The sequence below is a fragment of the Ectothiorhodospira shaposhnikovii genome, from assembly GCF_022227765.1.
GTDB lineage: Bacteria > Pseudomonadota > Gammaproteobacteria > Ectothiorhodospirales > Ectothiorhodospiraceae > Ectothiorhodospira.
In genome coordinates, this window is record NZ_JAJMLZ010000001.1 from 510,487 (window position 1) to 531,863 (window position 21,377).

The 21,377-nt window shown below is 64.0% G+C and carries 13 protein-coding genes; 5 read left to right on the forward strand and 8 right to left on the reverse strand.

Annotated elements, in window-relative coordinates; all coding sequences use genetic code 11:
* Positions 1-38 precede the first annotated feature (38 nt).
* From LQD11_RS02455 to LQD11_RS02480, 6 genes are all read right to left on the reverse strand, one after another.
* Entirely contained in the window at positions 39-1,001 is a 963-nt protein-coding gene (locus tag LQD11_RS02455) for an MBL fold metallo-hydrolase (RefSeq protein ID WP_238616112.1), read from the reverse strand.
* A gap of 121 nt (positions 1,002-1,122) precedes the next feature.
* Positions 1,123-2,277, reverse strand: a complete 1,155-nt coding sequence (gene prpC, locus LQD11_RS02460; protein ID WP_238616113.1) for a bifunctional 2-methylcitrate synthase/citrate synthase — start codon at positions 2,275-2,277, stop codon at positions 1,123-1,125.
* A gap of 17 nt (positions 2,278-2,294) precedes the next feature.
* Positions 2,295-3,179: a methylisocitrate lyase gene (gene prpB, locus LQD11_RS02465; protein WP_238616114.1), complete on the reverse strand. Its 885-nt coding sequence runs from the start codon at positions 3,177-3,179 to the stop codon at positions 2,295-2,297.
* Between the two features lie 36 nt (positions 3,180-3,215).
* Entirely contained in the window at positions 3,216-3,974 is a 759-nt protein-coding gene (locus tag LQD11_RS02470) for a GntR family transcriptional regulator (protein ID WP_238616115.1), read from the reverse strand.
* 145 nt (positions 3,975-4,119) lie between these two features.
* Complete coding sequence (locus tag LQD11_RS02475) at positions 4,120-6,099, reverse strand: propionyl-CoA synthetase (protein WP_338081462.1); 1,980 nt, start codon at positions 6,097-6,099, stop codon at positions 4,120-4,122.
* A 338-nt stretch (positions 6,100-6,437) separates the two neighbouring features.
* Positions 6,438-7,955: an FAD-linked oxidase C-terminal domain-containing protein gene (locus LQD11_RS02480; RefSeq protein WP_238616117.1), complete on the reverse strand. Its 1,518-nt coding sequence runs from the start codon at positions 7,953-7,955 to the stop codon at positions 6,438-6,440.
* A 139-nt stretch (positions 7,956-8,094) separates the two neighbouring features.
* On the opposite strand from LQD11_RS02480, the gene serS reads away from it, so the two are divergent.
* Both serS and LQD11_RS02490 read left to right on the forward strand, forming a co-directional pair.
* The gene (gene serS / locus LQD11_RS02485) at positions 8,095-9,378 is read left to right on the forward strand and encodes a serine--tRNA ligase (protein ID WP_238616118.1); all 1,284 of its coding nucleotides are present in this window, start codon (positions 8,095-8,097) and stop codon (positions 9,376-9,378) included.
* A 64-nt stretch (positions 9,379-9,442) separates the two neighbouring features.
* Positions 9,443-10,411: a thioredoxin family protein gene (locus tag LQD11_RS02490; RefSeq protein ID WP_420828244.1), complete on the forward strand. Its 969-nt coding sequence runs from the start codon at positions 9,443-9,445 to the stop codon at positions 10,409-10,411.
* Positions 10,412-10,440: 29 nt separating this feature from the next.
* Here the strand turns inward: LQD11_RS02490 and LQD11_RS02495 are convergent, their stop codons facing one another.
* Together LQD11_RS02495 and LQD11_RS02500 are read right to left on the reverse strand one after the other, a co-directional pair.
* A complete protein-coding gene (locus LQD11_RS02495) occupies positions 10,441-10,803 on the reverse strand; it encodes a hypothetical protein (protein WP_238616119.1) in 363 nt (120 codons plus the stop codon).
* Between the two features lie 34 nt (positions 10,804-10,837).
* Complete coding sequence (locus tag LQD11_RS02500; RefSeq protein WP_238616120.1) at positions 10,838-12,058, reverse strand: toxic anion resistance protein; 1,221 nt, start codon at positions 12,056-12,058, stop codon at positions 10,838-10,840.
* Between the two features lie 251 nt (positions 12,059-12,309).
* On the opposite strand from LQD11_RS02500, the gene LQD11_RS02505 reads away from it, so the two are divergent.
* From LQD11_RS02505 to LQD11_RS02515, 3 genes are read left to right on the forward strand one after another with little or no spacing between them, the layout of a single operon-like run.
* Positions 12,310-15,483 carry a hypothetical protein gene (locus LQD11_RS02505; protein ID WP_238616121.1) on the forward strand — a complete coding sequence of 1,058 codons (3,174 nt, stop codon included), beginning with the start codon at positions 12,310-12,312 and terminating at the stop codon, positions 15,481-15,483.
* The gene (locus LQD11_RS02510; RefSeq protein WP_238616122.1) at positions 15,480-18,008 is read left to right on the forward strand and encodes a TonB-dependent receptor plug domain-containing protein; all 2,529 of its coding nucleotides are present in this window, start codon (positions 15,480-15,482) and stop codon (positions 18,006-18,008) included. The genes LQD11_RS02505 and LQD11_RS02510 overlap by 4 nt, the downstream gene beginning before the upstream one ends.
* A 49-nt stretch (positions 18,009-18,057) precedes the next feature.
* The gene (locus LQD11_RS02515; protein WP_238616123.1) at positions 18,058-21,357 is read left to right on the forward strand and encodes a carboxypeptidase-like regulatory domain-containing protein; all 3,300 of its coding nucleotides are present in this window, start codon (positions 18,058-18,060) and stop codon (positions 21,355-21,357) included.
* Positions 21,358-21,377: the final 20 nt, after the last annotated feature.

Genomic DNA, 21,377 nt, shown 5'->3' on the forward strand with positions numbered 1-21,377 from the left:
CCCTCTCCCCCTGCGGGAGAGGGGCTCATCGCGGCGGCCTATCCCGCCGGCTGCTTGTCCAGCCACACCTCCAGCCCCTGCACGTTCAGTTCCACGTCCATCGTCAGCAGTTCCCGAATCCTGGATTCCGGCAACCGACAGCCATGGGCGGCCAGTCGTTTCACGAACAGGGCCATCATGCCATCGCACAGGGCTTGGTGCCGGCCTTCGCCGTCCCGCCGGTGGGCACGCCCCAGGGCCAGAAATTCCTCGATCATCTCATGCTGCTCGGTCTGCAAGCGGCCCAGCGACTCGCCGCCCACCCGGCCGAAATGGGTCAGGTACATGTAATCCAGCCCCTGGGCCACCAGCCGGTCCACCGAGGCATGCAGGGCCTCGGGATCGAACTGCACCGGCGTGGTGGTGGGGTACACAAAGGCCCCCCGTTCGGTATCCAACTCCCGGTAGGCAATGCCGAAGGTGTCACCGGTGTAGATGCCCCGGCCCTTCTCGTCCACCACGCAGAAGTGATGCAGGGCATGCCCCGGGGTGTCCAGAAACACCAGTTCCCGGCCGCCAAGGGACACACTGTCACCGTCGCCGGCCTGAATCACCCGGTCTTCGGGGATCGGCAGGATGGTGCCGAAATCCCGTGCCATGACCGCTTCACCGTACACCGCCGTGGCACCGGCAATGAGCCTGGAGGGATCGATCATGTGCCGGGCGCCCCGGGGATGGATCACCAGTCTGGCATTGGGAAGCTGGGCCATCAGGGTCCCGGCGCCACCGGCATGGTCCAGATGCACATGGGTGGGGATGACGTAGTCCACCTGTTCCCGGGACAGACCCTTGTGTTCCAGCACCTCAAGCAGCACCGGCACGGAGTGGGATGTGCCCGTCTCCACGAAGGCGGCGCGACCGTTCTCCACGATCAGATAGCTGGCGGCCAGGCCGTGACGCACCACCTGGGCATCGATCAGAGTGATGCCGTGGTCCAGATCCTGGAAATGGGGTTGATTCATCAATGGATTCCTCAAGTGATTGAGAGGGTGTTCCCAGGTTACAGAAAACAGGGGGGATGACAAAAAAGCCCCTCTTTCCATCCGGGAAAGAGGGGCTTTGCCAGACATCAGACCGTCAGATTCAGGCCCGCTGGTCCATCGGTACCCAGGACTGGTTTTCCGGACCCACATAGTTGGCGCTGGGGCGGATGATCTTGCCGTCCTGACGCTGCTCGATCACGTGAGCCGCCCAGCCGGTGGTGCGGGCAATGACGAAGATCGGCGTGAACAGGGCGGTGGGGATGCCCATCATGTGGTAGGACACGGCGGAGAACCAGTCCAGGTTGGGGAACATCTTCTTCAGTTCCCACATCACCGTCTCCAGGCGATCGGCCACGTCATACATGCGCATGGAGCCTTCCTGCTCGGACAGGCGACGGGCCACGTCCTTGATGACCTTGTTGCGCGGGTCGCTGAGGGTATAGACCGGGTGGCCGAAGCCGATCACGATCTCCTTGCGGGCGACGCGCTCGCGGATGTCAGCCTCGGCCTCGTCGGCGTTGTGGTAACGCTGCTGGATGTCGCAGGCCACTTCGTTGGCGCCGCCGTGCTTGGGACCCCGCAGGGCACCGATGGCGCCGGTGATGGCGGAGTAGATGTCGGAGTTGGTGCCTGCCACCACACGGGCGGTGAAGGTGGAGGCGTTGAACTCGTGCTCCGCATACAGGTTCAGGGAGGTGTGCATGGCTCGCACCCAGGCTTCCGGCGGGGTGCTGCCGTGCATCAGGTGCAGGAAGTGACCGCCCACGCTGTCGTCGTCGGTTTCCACGTCGATGCAGCGGCCGTTATGGGCAAAGTGGTACCAGTAGAGCAGGGCGGAACCCAGGCAAGCCACCAGGCGATCGGCAATCAGACGGGCGCCGGCCACGTTCATGTCTTCCTTTTCCGGCTCCAGGGTACCCAGCATGGACACGGCGGTGCGCATCACGTCCATCGGGTGGGCGGAGGGCGGAATCTGCTCCAGGGCGGTCTGCAGGGCGGCGGGCAGGCCGCGCATGGACTTCAGACGGGCCTTGTAGCGGGCCAGTTCGGCGGCGTTGGGCAGGGTGCCGTGGATCAGCAGGTGAGCGATTTCCTCAAACTCCGCTTCATCGGCAAAGTCCAGGATGTCATAGCCCCGGTAGTGCAGGTCGTTGCCGGTGCGGCCCACGGTGCAGATGGCGGTATTGCCAGCAGCCGTGCCCGACAGGGCTACCGATTTCTTCGGCTTGGGCTTGGCGATTTCGGTCTCGGTCATTTTCGTCATTCTCCGTCTTAGCCGCCTTTGCGGTATAGCTGGTCCAGTTTTTCTTCGTAAGCGTGGTAGCCCAGGTGCTCGTAGAGCTCCATGCGGGTCTGCATGGTGTCGATGACACCCTGCTGGGTACCGTCGCGGCGGATGGCTTCGAACACGTTCAGGGCCGCCTTGTTCATGGCGCGGAACGCGGACAGGGGGTAGAGCACCAGACTCACGCCCACGCCCTTGAGCTCTTCCGTGGTGAACAGGGGGGTACTGCCGAACTCGGTGATGTTGGCCAGCACCGGGACGCCGACGGCATCCACGAACTGTTGGTACTGTTCCAGGGTGTTCATGGCTTCGGGGAAGATCATGTCGGCACCGGCCTCGACACAGGCCACGGCCCGTTCGATGGCGGAGTCCATGCCTTCCACGGCCAGGGCGTCGGTACGGGCCATGATGACGAAATCCCGGTCACGGGCATCGGTGGCGGCCTTGATGCGGTCCACCATTTCGTCCTTGGTGACGATGGCCTTACCGGGGCGATGACCGCAGCGCTTGGCCTGGACCTGATCCTCGATGTGGCAGCCGGCGGCCCCGGCGCGGATCAGTTCCTTGACCGTGCGACCGATGTTGAAGGCGCTGGGTCCGAAGCCGGTATCCGCATCCACCAGCAGGGGAACATCGGTCACGTAGGTGATGCGGCGTACGTCTTCCAGCACGTCGTGCAGGGTGCTGATGCCCAGGTCCGGCAGGGCCAGGGAACCGGCGGCGACACCGCCGCCGGACAGGTACAGTGCCCGGTAGCCCACGTGTTCGGCCATCATCGCGTGATAGGCATTGATGGTGCCCACCACCTGCAGCGGGTGCTCTTCTTCAACGGCGCGACGCAGGCGCGCGCCTGGCGTGGATGGCTCGGTCATTGGATCTCCTTATATTGAGGGGATGATGCGTGGTGGTCAGAGCGGCGGGGCCGCGCCGGCGCCGTTGGCGGCACTGGCGGAGCGAATGGCCGGGGTGGCCCTGGCTCCCTTGGGGGCCTTCTCGTCAAACAGCAGTTCCACGTTGATCCGTGAACTGCGGATATGGCGGCGCATGATGAGTTCCGCCATTTCCGGGTCCCGGTCGGCAATGGCCTCGACGATGTGACCATGTTCCCGGAAGGCGATCAGGGCCCGGGAGCTGGCCATACCGAACTGGAAGCGGTACATGCGCATCAGGTGGTACAGGTCGTCGCACAGCAGCTTGATCAGGCGGACATTGCCGCTGGCCTTGATGATGCGGTAATGAAAGTCCAGATCGCCCTCGGTCTGGAAATAGGCGATGCCTTCCTGCAGTTCCGCCCGTTCCTGGTGCTGCTTGAGCAGCTTGCGCAACTCGTCGATGTCGCGGCCGGACATGCGTTCCGCAGCCAGGCGGGCGGCCATGCCTTCCAGGGCCTCGCGCAGTAGATAGAGTTCCAGCAGATCTTCCTGGGTGAGGGAGACCACCCGGGCACCCACGTTGGGACGACGCTCCACCAGGTGACAGGCCTCCAGGCGCCCGATGGCATCCCTGAGGGGGCCGCGGCTGATGCCGTATTCACTGGCCAGTTCCGGTTCGCTGATCTTGGTGCCCGAAGGGATCTCACCCTCGACGATGGCCTGGCGCAGGCGCGCAAAGACCCGATCCGCCAAGGTGACACCCTGTTGCCCGAGTTGGTCGTTGAGATCTGGCATATGTCGTCCGATTGTTGACAATATTAGGGTATCAGGCCTTTTCCTGGAGATAAAGTGGTATTTCTGGTGACAATCCCCGGGTTTCCCTGTTTGTCGGGGCCAAACGCCCTTCTCCCCGGGCAGGGGAGAAGGGCGTCGTTCGGCCTCAGGCCGTTTCCCGAGCCTCCGCGTACCCTATCCGGTTCAGGCTGTCCCGGATCTCGTCCAGGATCGCCGGGTCATCGATGGTGGCCGGGGCCTGATAGGCCTCGTTGTCGGCGATCTTGCGCATGATGGCCCGCAGGATCTTGCCGGAACGGGTCTTGGGCAGGCGGCTGACCACGGCCACCAGCTTGAAGGCGGCCACCGGTCCGATCTTCTCCCGCACCAGACTCACCAGCTCCTTGCTCAGGGTGTCGGCATCCATGTTCACGCCCGACTTCATCACCACCAGACCCATGGGCAGGGAGCCCTTGAGCTCGTCGGCCACGGCGATGACCGCGCACTCCGCCACCGCCGGATGGGAGGCCAGCACCTCTTCCATGGCGCCGGTGGACAGGCGATGTCCAGCCACGTTGATGGTGTCGTCGATACGGCCCATCACGTACAGGAAGCCGTCCTCATCCATGTAGCCCGAGTCACCGGTGAGGTAGTAGCCGGGTTCGGCGCTCAGATAGGACTCCTTGAAGCGCTCGTCGTTGTTCCACAGGGTGGGCAGGCAGGCCGGGGGCAGGGGCAGCTTGACCATGATCCGGCCCATTTCTCCGGCGGGCACCGGTTTGCCGTTGTCATCCAGGATCTGCACGTTGTAGCCCGGGGTCGGCTTGCCGGCGGTGCCGGGCTTGATGGGCAGCTGTTCGATGCCCAGGAAGTTGCCGGCGATGGCCCAGCCGGTCTCGGTCTGCCACCAGTGGTCGATGGCCGGACGCTGCAGGATCTTCTGCGCCCATTCCAGGGTATCCGGATCGCAACGCTCACCGGCCAGGAACAGGGCGCGGAACTGATCCAGGTTGTACCGCTTGAGATGTTCGGCGCCCGGGTCTTCCTTCTTGATGGCGCGGAAGGCGGTGGGGGCGGTGAACATCACCGACACCTTGTATTCCTCGATCACCCGCCAGAAGGCACCGGGGTCCGGGGTGCCCACGGGCTTGCCTTCATAGACCACCGTGGTGCAGCCGTAGAGCAGGGGGCCGTAGACGATGTAGGAATGTCCCACCACCCAGCCCACGTCGGAGGCCGCCCAGAACACCTCGCCGGGCGCCATGCCGTAGATGTGTTTCATGCTCCAGTTCAGGGCCACCGCATGACCGCCGTTGTGACGGACCACGCCCTTGGGCTTGCCGGTGGTGCCGGAGGTATACAGGATGTAGATGGGATCGGTGGCGGACACGGGGACGCAGTCATGGGGTACCGCGGCGGCCATGGCCGCGGTCCAGTCCACGTCCCGTCCCGGGATCAGGTCGCAGGGGGATTGGGGGCGTTGCAGGATCAGGGTGCGCTCGGGCTTGTGGGTGGCCATGTCGAAGGCCTGATCCAGCAGGGGCTTGTACTTCACCACCCGGGAAGGCTCGATGCCGCAGGAGGCGGCCACCACCACCTTGGGGGTGGCGTCATCGATGCGGGTGGCCAGTTCGCGGGCGGAGAAGCCGCCGAACACCACGGAGTGAATCGCCCCCAGGCGAGCGCAGCCCAGCATGGCCACCAGGGCCTCGGGCACCATGGGCATGTAGATGATGACCCGGTCACCTTTGGTGACGCCCATGTCGGCCAGGGCGCCGGCGAAACGGGCCACCTGGTCCTGCAGTTCACGGAAGCTGATGCGGCGCTTGGTGTCCGTGACCGGGCTGTCGTAGATGATGGCCGTCTGCTCGCCGCGGCCGTTTTCCACATGCCGGTCCACGGCGTTGTAACAGGTGTTGAGTTCCCCGCCCGCGAACCAGCGGTAGAAGGGGGCGGCACTGTCGTCCAGTACCTTCTCGAAGGGCCGGGACCAGGTGAGTGCCTGGGCGGCCTCGGCCCAGAAGCCTTCGGGATCGTTCACTGCGCGTGCATAAACCTCTGCATAACCCATGACTCGCTCCTGCTTGTTAGTGCCCCAGGCGGGGGTAGTGCTGCCTGCGTCTGCGCGGCATCGTGGTATCCGCACCCTCGGTCGAGGTGCTTGTGGTTATCCGATCAGGGCATGACCTTAGAGGATTTTTGAAAAGTGTCAACAATCCTGATGAGGATTCCGGACTAAGGTCATTCCTTTGGAATGTTTTGAGTCAGTCGGAATGTGCTGAATCGGTCATCTCCACACCAGTGGGAATCCGGTAACAGGCTGAAAATCATCGACTCCCGCTGTCGCGGGAGTGACGGTGGTGGATTTGGTCAGCATTTTCCCTGGGTGATTCGGAAGCAAAAATTCCCGACCGCCAGCACAGGGCGTCGGGCGATTGATAACGGTTTTCCCGTGCGCGGCCGCCTGGCTCCCTGGACGGTGCCTTAGAACCGCGGTAGATCGGGAAAGGGGAGCTGTCCGCGATGCACGTGCATGGCACCGAATTCGGCGCAGCGATGCAGGGTGGGCACCGCCTTGCCCGGGTTGAGCAGGCCTTCCGGGTCGAAGGCTGCCTTGACCCCATGAAACTGGGTCAGCTCCGCCGGCTGGAACTGCACGCACATCTGATTGATCTTTTCGATGCCCACCCCGTGCTCTCCCGTGATGGTGCCGCCTACCTCCACGCACAATTCCAGGATCTGACCGCCCAGTTCCTCGGCCTTTTCCAGCTCGCCGGGCACGTTGGCATCGAACAGGATCAGCGGATGCAGATTGCCGTCACCGGCATGAAAGACGTTGGCCACCCGCAGTCCGTAGGCGCGGGACAACTCGGCGATGCCGCCCAGCACCCGGCCCAGATGACGCCGGGGGATGGTGCCGTCCATGCAGTAGTAATCCGGCGAGATCCTGCCCACCGCCGGGAAGGCGGCCTTGCGACCGGCCCAGAAGCGCATGCGTTCCTGCTCGTCCCGGGCCGTGCGCACCTCGGTGGCGCCACTGTCCAGCAGCAGGTTGCGCACCTGCATCACCTGCTCGGAGACCTCCGCCTCGGTGCCGTCCAGTTCACAGAGCAGGATGGCGGCGGCGTCCACCGGATAGCCCGCATGCACGAAATCCTCCGCCGCGCGGATGGCGTCGTTGTCCATCATTTCCAGGCCGCCGGGGATAATGCCGGCCCCGATCAGCCCGGCCACCGCCTCGCCGGCGGTCTGGGCGTCGTCGAATGCCGCCATCAGCACCTGCGCCCGTTCCGGCTTGGGCAGCAGCCTGACCGTGACTTCGGTGATGATGCCGAGCATGCCCTCGGAGCCGTGGATCAGGGCCAGCAGGTCATAGCCCGGGCTGTCCAGGGCCTCGCCGCCCAGGGTGAGCAGTTCACCCTCAATGGTCAGCATCTGCACGGCCAGCACATTGTGGACCGTCAGGCCGTATTTCAGACAGTGCACCCCGCCGGAGTTCTCCGCCACGTTGCCGCCGATGGAGCAGGCGATCTGGGAAGAGGGGTCGGGGGCGTAGTAGAGACCATGGGGGGCCGCGGCCTCGGAAATGGCCAGATTACGGACCCCGGGCTGAACCCGGGCCATGCGTCGGACCGGGTCCAGTTCCAGGATACGGTTGAAGCGGGCCAGGCTCAGCAGCACGCCGTCGGGAAAGGGCAGGGCGCCGCCGGACAGGCCGGTGCCGGCGCCCCGGGCCGTCACCGGGATGCCCCGCTCCCGACAGATGCCGAGGGCGGCCCGGGCCTGCGCCAGGTCATGGGGCAGGATGACCGCCAGGGGCAGGCGCCGATAGGCGGACAGACCGTCGCACTCGTAGGGCCGCAGGTCTTCCTCGTGATGGAGCAGGGCGTCCGTGGGCAGCACCTGATCCAGGGCCGCGATCAGGGCGTCCCGCTCCTGTGGGGAAACCTGTCGCCGTGGGTCGGGATAGAGCGGATCGCGGCTGGGATCATGGTCGGCCATGGGGACTCCTTGCGCTTGCCGGGCATTGAGGTCCGAGTGTCTACCCGGCGCGCCACCCGGGTCAATCACCGGTCCTGGCCCTGTGCTACCATCGCCGGGACTACAACAAACCGTCCATTCAATCCCGGACCCAGACCCCATGCTCGATCCCAAGACCCTCCGTACCGACCTGGACACCGTTGCTGCCCGCCTGGCCACCCGGGGCTTCACCCTGGATGTGGAGGCCTTCAACCACATGGAGTCCGAGCGCAAGGCCCTGCAGGTGCGGACCCAGGAACTGCAGAACGAGCGCAACACCCGATCCAAGACCATCGGCCAGGCCAAGGCCCGGGGTGAGGATATCGAGCCCCTGAAGGCGGAAGTGGGGCGACTGGGGGATGAACTCAAGGCCTGCGAGGCCCGTCTGGCCGAGCTGCAGCAGTCCCTGTCCGACTTCATGCTGGGGATTCCCAACCTGCCCCATGAATCCGTGCCGGTGGGACGGGATGAGGCCCAGAATCAGGAAGTGCGCCGCTGGGGCGAACCCCGTCGTTTGGACTTCACGCCCCTGGACCATGTGGATCTGGGCGCCCCCCACGGCTGGATGGATTTCGAGGCCGCCGCCAAGCTCAGCGGCAGTCGTTTTGCGGTACTGCGCGGCCCCATGGCCCGCCTGCACCGGGCCCTGATTCAGTTCATGTTGGACGTGCATACCCGGGAGCATGGCTACCAGGAGGTCTATGTGCCCTATCTGGTGAACGCGGACAGCCTGCGGGGGACCGGTCAGTTGCCCAAGTTCGAGGCCGATCTGTTCCACATGGGGGGCGATCCCGGCTACTACCTGATCCCGACGGCGGAAGTGCCGGTGACCAACCTGGCCCGGGACAGCATTCTGGAGGCCGATGCCATGCCGGCCCGGTTTGTCTGTCACACCCCCTGTTTCCGTTCCGAGGCCGGCTCCTACGGCAAGGACACCCGGGGTCTGATCCGCCAGCACCAGTTCGAGAAGGTGGAGCTGGTGCAGCTGGTGCGTCCCGGCGAGTCCTGGGATGCCCTGGAGGCGCTGACCGGCCATGCGGAGTCGATCCTGCAGCGGCTGGAGCTGCCTTACCGGGTCATGGCCCTGTGCACCGGGGACATGGGGTTCTCGGCGGCCAAGACCTATGACATCGAGGTATGGCTGCCGGCCCAGAACTGCTACCGGGAGATCTCCTCCTGCTCCAACTTCGAGGATTTCCAGGCCCGGCGCATGATGGCCCGTTGCCGCAACCCCGAGACGGGCAAGCCGGAACTGCTGCATACCCTCAATGGTTCGGGGCTGGCCGTGGGCCGCACCCTGGTGGCCCTGGTGGAGAATGGTCAGGATGCCCAGGGCCGCATTCACATCCCGTCGGCCCTGCAGCCCTATATGGGCGGCATGACGGTGCTTGATCCCGGGGCCTGATCCCGCAGGAGGTTGAACCGTGCCGAGACTGTCATCCCGCCTTGTCCGACTGATTCTCGGATGGCTGGTCCTGATCCTGTCCGGTTCCGTCTGCGCCGATGACCAGCCGCCGATCGATGATCGCCCCAGGCTCATCGGTCTGCAGGCACCGGACTGGTTCCATCTGTCTTTCCTGGATCTGGGCGAGGACCTTCAGACCGCCCGCGATGAGGGCAAGCGCGGGCTGGTGGTCTATCTGGGCATGGACGACTGTCCTTACTGCGAGGCCCTGTTCCAGGTCAATTTCCAGCAGCCGGACATCGTCGAATACACCCGCAGGCATTTTCTGGTGGTGGCCCTGGATGTGTTGGGCAGTCGCACCATGACCACCCTGGAAGGCCGCTCACTCACGGAACGGGAGTTCGCCGTCGGGCAGCGCCTGAACTTCACCCCATCCTTCCTGTTCCATGACCTGGAAGGAGAGCCCGTCTTCATCCTGCGGGGCTATCACTCTCCCTACCGTTTCCGTGCCGCGCTGGAATACGTGGCCGACGCCCACTACCAGCGCGAGAGCTTCCGAGATTACCTGGCCCGAGCCGATCCACCGCCGCGCTTTGACGCCGATGACCTCAATCATCGGGACTTTTTCCGTCCACCTCCCCATCGGCTGGACCGCTCGCAGGTGGCGGCCGAGCGCCCCCTGGTGGTGTTTTTCGAGCAGGGCGAGTGCCACGCCTGCGACGTGCTGCATACCGAGCCGCTGGGGGATCCCGAGGTGCTGGACCTTTTGTCCCTGTTCGATGTGGTGCAACTGGACATGTGGTCCGATACCCCGGTGGTGACGCCGGACGGCCGACGCCTGACGGCCCGGCAGTGGGCCGAGGAGATGGATCTGTTCTACGCCCCCACCCTGGTGTTCTTCGATGAACTGGGAGAGGAGATCCTGCGGGTGGATTCTGTGATCCGCCTGCATCGGCTGCAGGCGGTGCTGGAATACGTGCTCACCCGGGGTTATGAGGAATATCCGTCATTCCAGACCTGGCGCACCCGGTAGGGCGCGGCCGGACCCGGAGGCTGGGTGTCTCAGTCTTCGTCCCGATCCACCGGCGGATCGATCTTCGGCGGTCCGGCCTTCTTCTGGGCCACCAGTTGGGCGACCAGGTGGGCGATGCCCACCATGAAGGTGACCGGGAACAGCAGGCCCAACACCGGCCAGCCCCCGATCACGAACACAAAGCCCAGCGGAGAAATCTGGATCATCCACAGGGCAAAGCCCAGCAGGAGCCAGCGTCCCGCCAGGGTGGCGCAGTGGTCACGGCACCAGATCGCCCGAGCCATCCGGTCTTCCGGCGTGGTCCCCGGCATCCGGCGCAGATGCCAGGGTGCCCAGAAGTAGGCGATCACCGCGTGGTGGACAGGCAGGTCGGAGGTCGGGTTTGGGGGCATGGGTGTTCCGGATCAGAAGGGAGGGAAACTTAGTCTAAGGGATATCATTTGCACCCTGGCGGGCCACCACCTTGTCCATCTCGATCCCATCGCCCTTGTCCATGCGACGGATCGCCGCATCCCCTTGGGCCGCCAGCGCCTCCAGACGGTCAATCTGGGCATCCAGCCTGGGCAGGACCTCGCGACGATAACGGGAGACTTCGTCGATGGCGCCGATGACATTGGCAAAAGCGGATTCGAGCTGCTCCATGTCCAATACCGTGGAGGCGGCCCGATTCTGGATCTCCACCCCCTGGGTTCGCAGGGCTTCGGCGGTACCGGCAATGAGGTTGGAGGTGGTGGTATTGAGGGCCTCGACCCGATCCAGCACCAGCCGCTGATTGGCCAGGGCCAGGGCCACCGTCACCGCCACATTCAGGGCCGAGACGGTCACATTGATGGCCCGGTCAACACCCCGCATCAGTTCCCGGTTATTGCGGATCACCACCTCCAGGGCGAGGATGCCCTGCTGACTGACGGCCAGTTGCTGCTGCAGGTCGACGAGCCGCTGGCGCAGAGGGAACAGCAGTTCCTCCTCCAGGAACCGGCGCTTTGAAGCATCCTGGGGCAGGGCGGCGGCCTCGCCGGCCAGCTTGCGGTCAATGATCCGCCCCAGGGCAATCTGTCGCTGGAGCTGAACCAGACTCTCCCGCAGGGACTGCTGGTCATCGCTCAGGGTGAGATTGTCCCGGTGCAGCATGTCCTTGCCCGCTTCCAGATCCTTGATGATCGCGTCCAGGGCTTCCTGGGCGGTCTCGAATTTGTGGAAATAACGCTGCAGGGGCGTGCCGACCCCGGGGATCAGGGCCAGAATGCGACTGAGCCCTTCACGGCTTAGATTGTGATGGCGCGGATCCAGATCCTGCATCCGGGTGCGCAGCTCGATGAGGGAACGGGCCACCGGCCCGCCCTCATCCCCCTGGTGGGCCAGTTTGCGGATGGGGGTCTGCAGCAGCTTGCTGCGATGGGCCGCCTGACGCTGTATGTCCAGCCCCATTTCGTCCACGGCCCGACGTTGGCGCGGGTCAATCTCCGCCTGACCCTGATCTTTCAGCAGTTCCGCCAGGAAGGTATCCGCAATGCGCAGGAGTTCCGGATCGTCGATGGTCTGCTCAGGGTCCGATTCCCGTTTGATCTCCGTTTCCACCTCCGCCACCGGCGGCAGAGAAAGGTTGAACGCCGGGTTTGCGGGGGGCTCCGAGTGATTGGGGTTCATGCTGCCTCCAGTCTTTGATCCAACGTCGCATCAATCGCCCGAAAAGGTCGCCGGGAAGAGGCGTCGATGCTTCCGACCCTAGTGTATACCCTATGGGATCATCCGCTCTGAAGAAATGGCGCTTGAAAATATATCGAAATGATATTGGTTATCATTGGTATTTTATTGTAAATTCCCGATCTGATTTTTTTGTGAGACCGATCATGGTGATTCCTGTCTTTGCTTCGGCCTTGCGGCTGCCCGCCGTTCTCATGTCCCTTCTCCTTGTCGTCGCCTGCACGGGTGGAGGAGGGTCCTCTTCGGAGGGAGACACTTCTCTGCATCTGTCCGGCCTGGTGACGGACCCACCGATCGAGGGGGCCGCGGTAAGGCTGGTAAATGCCCAGGGCGATGCCCTGTCCATCGTGGAACTCACCGGCAGCGATGGCCGCTTCAGTGTGACCCTGACGGAAGATCTGGCCCGGGAGGTGCGTCGCATCCTGGCGCGGGGCGGGATCGACACGATGACGGGCCAGGTGCTCGGCAATTTGATGTTGAGCGCGCCGCTTGAAGGGGGTGCCGTTGATGACATGCTGGTATCGCCATTGACCACGCTGGTGGATCGGTCCATGCGAGAGCGAGGCATGAGTCGGGACCAGGCCGTGTCCGCCGTGGCCTCCCGTCTGGCTCTGAATCCCGCGGTGGTCATGGCTGATCCGGCCAGTGATGCCTCCGCCCAGCGGGCCAGCCTGCTGATGACCGAAATCCTGGTGGCACTGGAAGGGCAGGCCGATCCGTGGCAGCTGCTGGACGATGCCATGGACGGCATGGCCCCGGGCCGCCTGGACCAGGCGGCCCGACGCCTTGCCCTGGATCTGTCCGGCCCAGTGGGTGACAGGCTTGAGGCCGTGGCCGAACGTGCCGACCATCTGCTGAGTCTGGATTCCGCGGCATCCGCCCAGGAGATGATCCGTGCGCTGGCGCTGCAGAACCTTGGCCATGGCCTGACCCGCTTTTTCGAGATTGCGGGGCAGCCCATTCATGGCGATCACCTGAACAGGTTGTCCGATGCTCTCTGGGAAGGCATGGGGGAGCGAGGCGTCCCCGCCGAGGGGCCGGCTCTGCTCAACATCATCCGCTATGTGTTCCAGGTGCATGAGATGCCCGACGATCTGAGCGATCCGGCGGCTGAGTTGCCCCTGAATGACATCCGCCATGATGTCATCCTCCGGGATCTGGCCGCCCTGCGGGTGATCGACCATACCATTCCCCTGGCCGGCGGCGAGACCCTGGGCATGGACAACGATGCCCGGGCCGCCTACTTCTTCCGCTCCGATCTGTCTCCCACCTACCTGTCCGAACGCCTGTTCGACGGGGTACTGGATGACGGCGTGCTGGATCCCATGTTCCGGGCCAACGCCTACAACCTCGCCGCGGCGGGACTGCTGGATGAGGCCGAACTGACCCTGCGGGCCGCCATCTTCCAGCCCACCGAGCGGGCCATGGCTCAACGGCAGGTGGCTCAGGCGTTGAGTGGGGCCAACAATCTTGAAACGGCCCGCGTGTACTGGAATGCCTCACGCCAGACCTACGAAACCGCCTTGAGGGAAGGCAAGGGCATCAGCAATCTGGATGGTGATGACGCCGCGTTCTTCCAGTCCCTCAACAGCGATCTGCTCACCGCCGGATTCAGGGAAGATGCCGATGTGGCGCTTCTGGCCGTGCGGGAGTTTATCGAATCCCAGCGGGGTCAGCCCTATACCACCGCTTATGGCCGGATTATGGTCAGCTTGAGAGATGGTGCCTCGGCGGCCGTGGACGAGGCCGAAGCGACGGGTCTGTCGGGTAGGGCGTTCAACGATGCGCTGAACGCGGTGGATTTTTTCCGGGAGGCCACCCTGGGGGCCGGTCGTCAGCCGCTGGCTGGTCGTTGCGAGGCCATGAAGACCCTGATGGTGACGGCCTACGCCGATTTCTATCGGCGTCTGGGTAGCACCACGGGTATGCGGCAGGCCATCGATGATTTTCGGAACCTGGCCACCACGGATTGCAATCTGACCTATGGTGCCACCATGAGCCCTCGGATGGCGCCGATTCATGGCGAACTGGGAGACATCCAGACCTATCTGGCCTGGATTGAGGAACATGTCCGTCCGATCAACGAGTCCAACGCCGACTCGGCCCGGGACAATGCGGTGCTTTATCAGGCCCTTGATCGTGCGCTCGGCGGTGATGTTGAAGGGGCCATCAACCAGGTGGTGGCGCAGGCCGACACCGTACAGGCCGCCATCACGCAATTGACCCAGGTGGGTACGGGAGCCAATGATGTCGCCACGCCTCATCTGGCCGTGCTGCTCTGGCGTCAAGGGGCTCTGGATGAAGCCAGGCAGGTGATGGACGCAGCCTGGGAACTGGCCATGTCCGAGCGGTTTGTGGATGAGTTGACCGGCCAACTCACCTCCGCGCGGAATTTTCTGGACCAGGGGTGCCGGAAGACCGCGTTGATCCTCGGTCGCATGGATCAACAGGCGCTGGCCTCTGAGCGCATGCGGTCTTGCCGTCGGCATGTGGACTCAGTCCTTCACGATGCAGGCATGACAACGGATGATTTGCTGTGGGTGGCCGGGTCCCTGGCCGCGGCTTATCAGCAACTGGACATGGCGGGAGATGCAGAGCTGATTGATCGCCTCCATGCCCTGGGCAGCGTGTTGAGCAATCCGGTGGCCCGCATCCGTAATCTCATGGAAGTGGCCCTGCTGCGCAGCAGCGGTGGCGATCCCGAAGCAGCCCTGTCGGCGCTGGACGAGGCGGTGGAGATGCTCACCCAGGTGGCAACCTCCTCCAGCGATCAGGCCGCCATCAATCAGGCGCTGGACCTGGTGGCCTTTATCCGCACCGGACAAAGACGTGACTCGCTGATGGAGAGCTACGTCCGGGTCGCCGGGGATCTTCGCCAGACCATCACCCGGACCGGTTGGGCCGATGAGACCCAGCGCCATCAGGTGGCCATGGCCCGGGAACGGGCACGCATGCTGGCGTCGGGGGATGATGCCCTGCCGGGTACCTGGCCGGGATCGCTGGCAATGATCGACGTTCTGTTTGCCGCCAACGACCGCACCACCCAGATCAACTCGGTGGTCAATTGGCTGGCCTCCGCCCGCCAGTATGAGACGGCCAGGATGGTGGCCATGGGCATTGAGACGGCGCCGGAGCGTCACCGGCAGTTGCTGAATATTGCCAACGGCATCAGCACCGCCGATGACTTCCCGGGCACGGCCCTGGCTCGCTTCGACTTTGACGGCGACGGGCGTCCGGACTTCTTCAGTCCCGGCAGCAGCGCGGCGGATCGTGCCGCGTCCCCCCTGTCCCTGGATGACGACATCGACGGGGATGGCATCCCCGATACCCAGGATCGTACCCCCTATTGCGCCGGTTGTGACGCATGACGAACCGCTGTGATCCATGCCCGATGTGCCGTGCCGGCTTCAAGCCCGGCACGGTCTGGATGCTGACCCTGGTGGTTTCCGGATTGCCCACCCTGGTACAGGCGGAGGAGGCAACGGTGGTGATACTGCCTGCCGACGCCCGACTGGATACCATTGAAGTGCGCCCCACCGACCGGACCCCCCTGGGCGGTGAAACGACCGCCGCCGGCCGCTATCGCTTCGACGCCCGTTATATCGAGCGTTTCGTGGGCGCCGACGGCAGCGTGGACGGCGTGCTCCGGCTGGTGCCGGGTCTCCAGTTCGGTGAGGCGGCGCTGACGCCGGAATCCCTGTTTGACCTGAGGCCGGAATCCTTTTCCATCTCCGGCGGGCGGTTTTATGAAAACCAGTTTCTGCTGGATGGGGTGAGCATCAGCAATCGTCTGGATCCCGCGGCCAATACACCCAATGCCATCGACGATATTCCCGGCCATGAACAGTCCCAGTTCATCGACAGTGCGCTGATCGGTGAAATCCGGGTGTTCGACAGTAACGTCCCGGCGGAATACAGCCGCTTTACCGGAGGTGTGGTGGAGGTGGAGACCCGGCGTGCGGGTTCGACACCGGAAGGCAGCGTCTCCTACAGCGCCACCCGCAGCAACTGGGTGAGCTATCGCACCTTTACCCGGGACTGGGACCCGGATTCCGGCACCTTGCCGCCGGAACCGCCGGGTGCCCCTGAGTTCAGCCGGGATCGTCTGGCACTGAATTATTCCACGCCAGTGGGAGAGGCATCCGGGCTGGTGCTGGGTATCAATCAGTCCCGATCCACTACCCCGGAGGTGACCCTGGGACGCAGCCGTTCCCAGGAGCAGGAAAACACGAATCTGCTGATGAAACTGACCACGCCCGCGGGGGACCGGGGATTGCTGGATTTCAGTCTTGGCTATGCCCCTTACCGGAACGAGCGCTTTATCACGGATGTGAAGGACAGCGATTTCACCATCGAAGGCGGTGGCTACAGCATGACCGGCAATCTGGAATACGCCGGGGATCGCCTGGACCAGCAGTTCCGGGTGGGTCTGAACTACAGCGAAAACAGCCGCTCTGCTCCCAAGGATTTCTTCAACTGGGCCAATACCCGCAGTGTGGACTGGGGGCGCCGGGCGGATGTGGGCAACAGCCGCCAGGGGGGCTTTGGTGATCTCGACAAGGAGCAGGCCAGCCTGTCGGGGCGCTGGCTGGCCCAGACCCCGGGAGGACAGGTCGGCCAGATCCGGATCCGTCATCGTTTTGGTGCCGAGGTCAACCACCAGCGCTACCGTTTTCAGCGGGACGAGGATCTTTACATTTTCCAGAATCCCGTGGTGAACAGCGAGGTCCAGTGCCGTGGCAACAGTGACGACTGTCTGCAGCGGGAACAGTATTTCTCCACCCGCAACGTGCATCCCGCCGATGACGTGGAGGTGTCCCTCAACGAAACCGGCCTCTTCGCGGAGACCACCCTGGGCTGGCAGCGTCTGTCGGGCACCTTCGGACTGCGCTACGACCATGACGACTTTCTCGGCAATCACGATGTGGCCTACCGCACCCGGGGCAGTCTGGATGTCTTTGGAGACGGTCGTACCGTGGTTCGGGCCGGGGTGAACCGCTATTACGGCGCGGCGCTGCTCACCTACAAGCTGCGGGAAGCCCGGGCACCTTTCTATCGGGAGTATCGGGGGACCACCCAGAACATCGTCCGGGACTGGGAACTGGACTCGGGGGAGGGCACCTTCCGTTATGTCTTCCATGATCTGAATACTCCCTACAGCGATGAAGTCATGGTCGGCGTGCAGCAGGTCCTGTTGGGTGGCCTGTTCAACCTGCAGCTGGTGCAACGGGAGAACCGGGATGAATTTGCCCGCACCACCACCGCTGTCCAGCCCGATGGCTACCGCTACTACATCATGAACAACGAAGGACGCAGCCGTTACCGGGGGCTGTCCACGGCCTGGTTCGGGGAGTTCGGCCAGACCCTGGTGGGACTGCACCTGACTTACTCGGAAACCAGGACCTCCAATGCCGACTATGACGATCCGGTGGATGCCACCGGTTCCGGTGAGTACGTCTTCTATCAGGGCAGGCGTGTCCGCTATGGCGAGCTGGACATCCTGAGGGAGGATTTTTCCCGTCCCTGGGTGGCCAACTTCAGTCTTTCCCGTCCCATGGGGGAACGGGTCATGGTGGACCTGAACACCCGTTATCGGGGGCGCCATTCCATCATCAACCGCACCGGCCGGGTGGTGGAAGGGAATCGCATCGAGTTGCCCGGCGGCGAGGTGGTGTACGAGAGCCTGGATGTGTACGAGCGGGAAAGCAGGCCGGTCACCTTCATTACCGACCTGCGTCTGAGCTACGCCCAGCCGATGCCGCGCTCCACGTTGCTCACCGCCCAATTACAGATCAACAACCTGTTCAATGAACGCACCCATACCGTCGCCTCGGGGCAGAGCGGTGTGGAGATCGGTCGCTACTACTGGGTCAGCCTGAAATATGACTTCTGAAACGACATCGACCGGTGATCACCGGCCTGAACCGGCAAGGAGAACTTCCATGTCAAGATCACGCAAGTGCCTGCCGGCAGGGTTTTTGGCCCTGATGACGCTTTTGCTGTTGTCCGGCTGCGGTGGCGGCGGCGGATCCTCGGGCAGTGATGACCCCGCTGCGGTCGCCAGCCTGAGTGGTCTGGTGACCGATCCACCCATCGCGGGAGCCGCCGTCTGGCTGCAGGATGCCGATGACGATGCCCTGTCGACGGCAGAGCGCTCCGATGCCCAGGGGCGTTTCCAGTTGGACGTGGCGCCGGCGGATATCCCGGCCGGGGCGCGTCTGCTGGCCAGCGGCGGCGTGGACACCATGACCGGTCACGACTTCCAGGGGCTGCGCATGAGTGCCCCCTGGCTGGGTCAGGACGCACCGGTGATTTCACCGCTCACCACCCTGGTGGATCAGATCCATCGGGGAAGCGGGGGCAGCGCCCAGGCGGCGGTGGATCAGGCGGCGGATTTGCTGGGTCTGTCCGCGGCGAGCGTGATGAATGATCCCGCCGAGGATGGAGATGCCCAGCGGGCCAGCCTGCTGATGACCGATTTGTGGCTGGCTCTGCGGGGCAGCAACGACCCCATGGGGCTGGTCGTCCAGGCCCTGAACGATGCCGATGGCGATTTTGCCGAGGCAGCCCGGAGATTGCGCGAAGATCCCGCACTGGATTTGCCCCAGACACTTCGGGATCGCCTGGTCGGCGTGGAATCCCGTGCCCGCCAACTGCAGGAACGGGCGGCAGGAACGGCCCAGGACATGATCGATATCCAGGCCAGAATGAATGTGCGGGATGGTCTGGCCGCCTTCTTCGAGGGGCAACTGGGCTTTGTGCCGTTCACCGAGGCCGAGCAGGCCAATCTCCAGCGCTTGGCTGATGCCGTTTGGCAGGCCGCGGGCCGGCGAGGCATGCCGGCGGACAGCCCCGGCATCTTCAACGTGGCCCGCTATCTCCTGCAAGCCTATCCGGTCGGCATCGCTGAACTGGAAGATCCCGGATTCCAGGTGCCCGCCGGACTGGTAAACGACATGACCATCGCCGAACTGGTCGCTTCCCGGGTTCTGGACCATCAGGTGCCGCTGGCGGAGGCCGAGGTGCTGGGCATGGACAACCAGGCCCGTCTGGAATACTTCCTGCGCTCCGATCTGTCACCTTATTACCGGGCTGAGAGGTTGTTCGACGGCGTCTACGACGACGGCGTTCTGGACCCGGTATTTGCCGGCATTGCCCGGGGCATGGCGGCCGCGGGGCTGTTTGATGAAGCGGACCTGACCCTGCGGGCCCGCATCTTCCAGCCTGCCGAACGGGCGAATGCTTTCCGTCAGGTGGGGCGGGAGGTATTTCTCAACGGCCATGAGGACATGGCGCTCAACTACTGGTCAAGGGCATTACAGATTCAGCGGGCCCAGCTTGAGGCACGCGGTATTGCCAATCTGACGGGGAACGATGCCCGCTTCCATCAGAGCTTGAGTGATGATTTTCTCGCCGCGGGCCACCCGGACCGGGCTCGGGAGGTCATCGAACCCTTACTGGATTTCGTCGGTGATTTTGGTGGCCCCGGCAAGCCCTGGACCGGCAATTATTTCAGCATCACCACGGCCATTCTCAATCAGGCTGAAGAGCGGGTCAGACTGGCGGCGGAAGCCGGCATGACCGGCCTCCCTCGGGAGCAGGCCCTGGCTGCGACCGACCTGTTGCGGCTATGGGTGGATAGCATGGGCTCGCCCCAGCCCGGTCCTACCAGCTGCAAGCTGATCCAGAGCCAGTACACGGCCCGATACGCGGCCCTGTACGCCCATCTGGGCGTCCGTGACCAGGCCCTGGCCGGTATTGATCGCTTTGAAGCACTGCTCAACGCCACCTGCGGCAGCCAGACCAACGCCTTTTCCCGTTTCTACGTGGACATCATCGCCCCTGCCTACGGCGCACTGGGTGAGACCGACCGTTTCCTGCGGTTGCTGGCGGATGAGGTGGCACCCCACCCCATGTATGCCTCTGCCGCCCGCACGGCGGCAAACGAAATTGCCGTATTCATGGCCCTGGCCGCGGCCGAGGAGGGCGGCGCCTCCGCGGCGCTGGCGGTGATGAATGAACGCATTGCCTCGCCTCGGGATCGTGCCGTCTACATGATCCATGGCAGTGAAGGTATGACCACCGATGGGCGCAGTCTGGCCCGTCGCCTGGCGGCGGCGGACCGACTTGCGGCCGCCAGGGAAGTGGCGGACGCGGGTTGGGCGCTCACCATTTCCAGCGCCTTCATCGAGAACGCAGTGGGTGGGGATGATGCCCCTTGGCTGGACGCCATCGGTTATGTCCCGCCTCCCGGGGCGACGGTGAACACTGCCCAGACCGAAGTGAATCAGATGTTGCGCAGGGGATGTCATGCCGCGGCCCTGGTGACGGCGGAACTGGGGGAACCGGGCCGTGGACAGGAACGCATGGCAGCTTGCTGGCGTCTGGCCCAATCGCTTTATGGTAGCGGGGCGTCCACCCTGTTGCGGGCGGAGGCCGCCTGGTTGCTGGCGGATGGCCATATCAGTCTGGGTATGGATCCCGCCGGTGTGATCAGCGCCCTGCAGCAGCAGGCACGGATGATTTCGGCCAATGATGTCCGCAGCCTGCACTTCAGGAGAGTGGCGGATCTGCAAAGTCGGGCTCGAATGCCTGCTCAGGCACTGGACACCCTGGACCTTGATGCCATGGCGGCCCTGGACTCCATGGTTTCCCAGGCCGGGGACGACCAAACCGCACTCCAGAATGCCTTGATCGAGGCGGAACAGGTGGCCAAAGCCTATCTTTCCGTGGCAACGGACCAGCGCATGCGTCTGCATCGGGAAGGTCACCTCAACGGCTTCAGTCAGGCATCCGTTGTCAGGGCGCGAGAAGGGGCTCATCGGGTACTGCTGGGTGACGCGTCCGATGCGGCATGGGGGTGGACCGGTTATCAGACGTTGGTTGAGGCACTCAGTAATCCCACCCAACGGGATCAGCGCTGGCGGGAGGGGGTCAAGCTGCTGGCAGCGGCTGGTGAGTTCGATCCGGCGGTTGCCTGGGCGGAGATGGCCACGCAGGATCCGGAGCGTTGGCGTCGACTTACGCTGGTTGCGGAGGCGCTCACGCAATGGGACGACTTCCCGGGAACCGATCTGGCGCGCTTCGATTTCGACGGCGATGGTCGCCCGGACTTTTTCAGTCCTCAGTACACGTCCGATGAATGGATGAGTTCCCCCCTGGAACTGGATGATGACATCGATGGTGATGGTATCCTCGACGCCATGGATCGCACCCCCTATTGTCCGGGGTGCACGCCGTAAGAACGATTCGTCAATGATCT

Bases quoted from the DNA above. Each gene is read 5' to 3' on its own strand.
- LQD11_RS02455 (WP_238616112.1), bottom strand. From the start codon at position 1,001: ATGAATCAACCCCATTTCCAGGATCTGGACCACGGCATCACTCTGATC.
- prpC (WP_238616113.1), bottom strand. From the start codon at position 2,277: ATGACCGAGACCGAAATCGCCAAGCCCAAGCCGAAGAAATCGGTAGCC.
- prpB (WP_238616114.1), bottom strand. From the start codon at position 3,179: ATGACCGAGCCATCCACGCCAGGCGCGCGCCTGCGTCGCGCCGTTGAA.
- LQD11_RS02470 (WP_238616115.1), bottom strand. From the start codon at position 3,974: ATGCCAGATCTCAACGACCAACTCGGGCAACAGGGTGTCACCTTGGCG.
- LQD11_RS02480 (WP_238616117.1), bottom strand. From the start codon at position 7,955: ATGGCCGACCATGATCCCAGCCGCGATCCGCTCTATCCCGACCCACGG.
- serS (WP_238616118.1), top strand. From the start codon at position 8,095: ATGCTCGATCCCAAGACCCTCCGTACCGACCTGGACACCGTTGCTGCC.
- LQD11_RS02495 (WP_238616119.1), bottom strand. From the start codon at position 10,803: ATGCCCCCAAACCCGACCTCCGACCTGCCTGTCCACCACGCGGTGATC.
- LQD11_RS02500 (WP_238616120.1), bottom strand. From the start codon at position 12,058: ATGAACCCCAATCACTCGGAGCCCCCCGCAAACCCGGCGTTCAACCTT.
- LQD11_RS02505 (WP_238616121.1), top strand. From the start codon at position 12,310: ATGTCCCTTCTCCTTGTCGTCGCCTGCACGGGTGGAGGAGGGTCCTCT.
- LQD11_RS02510 (WP_238616122.1), top strand. From the start codon at position 15,480: ATGACGAACCGCTGTGATCCATGCCCGATGTGCCGTGCCGGCTTCAAG.
- LQD11_RS02515 (WP_238616123.1), top strand. From the start codon at position 18,058: ATGTCAAGATCACGCAAGTGCCTGCCGGCAGGGTTTTTGGCCCTGATG.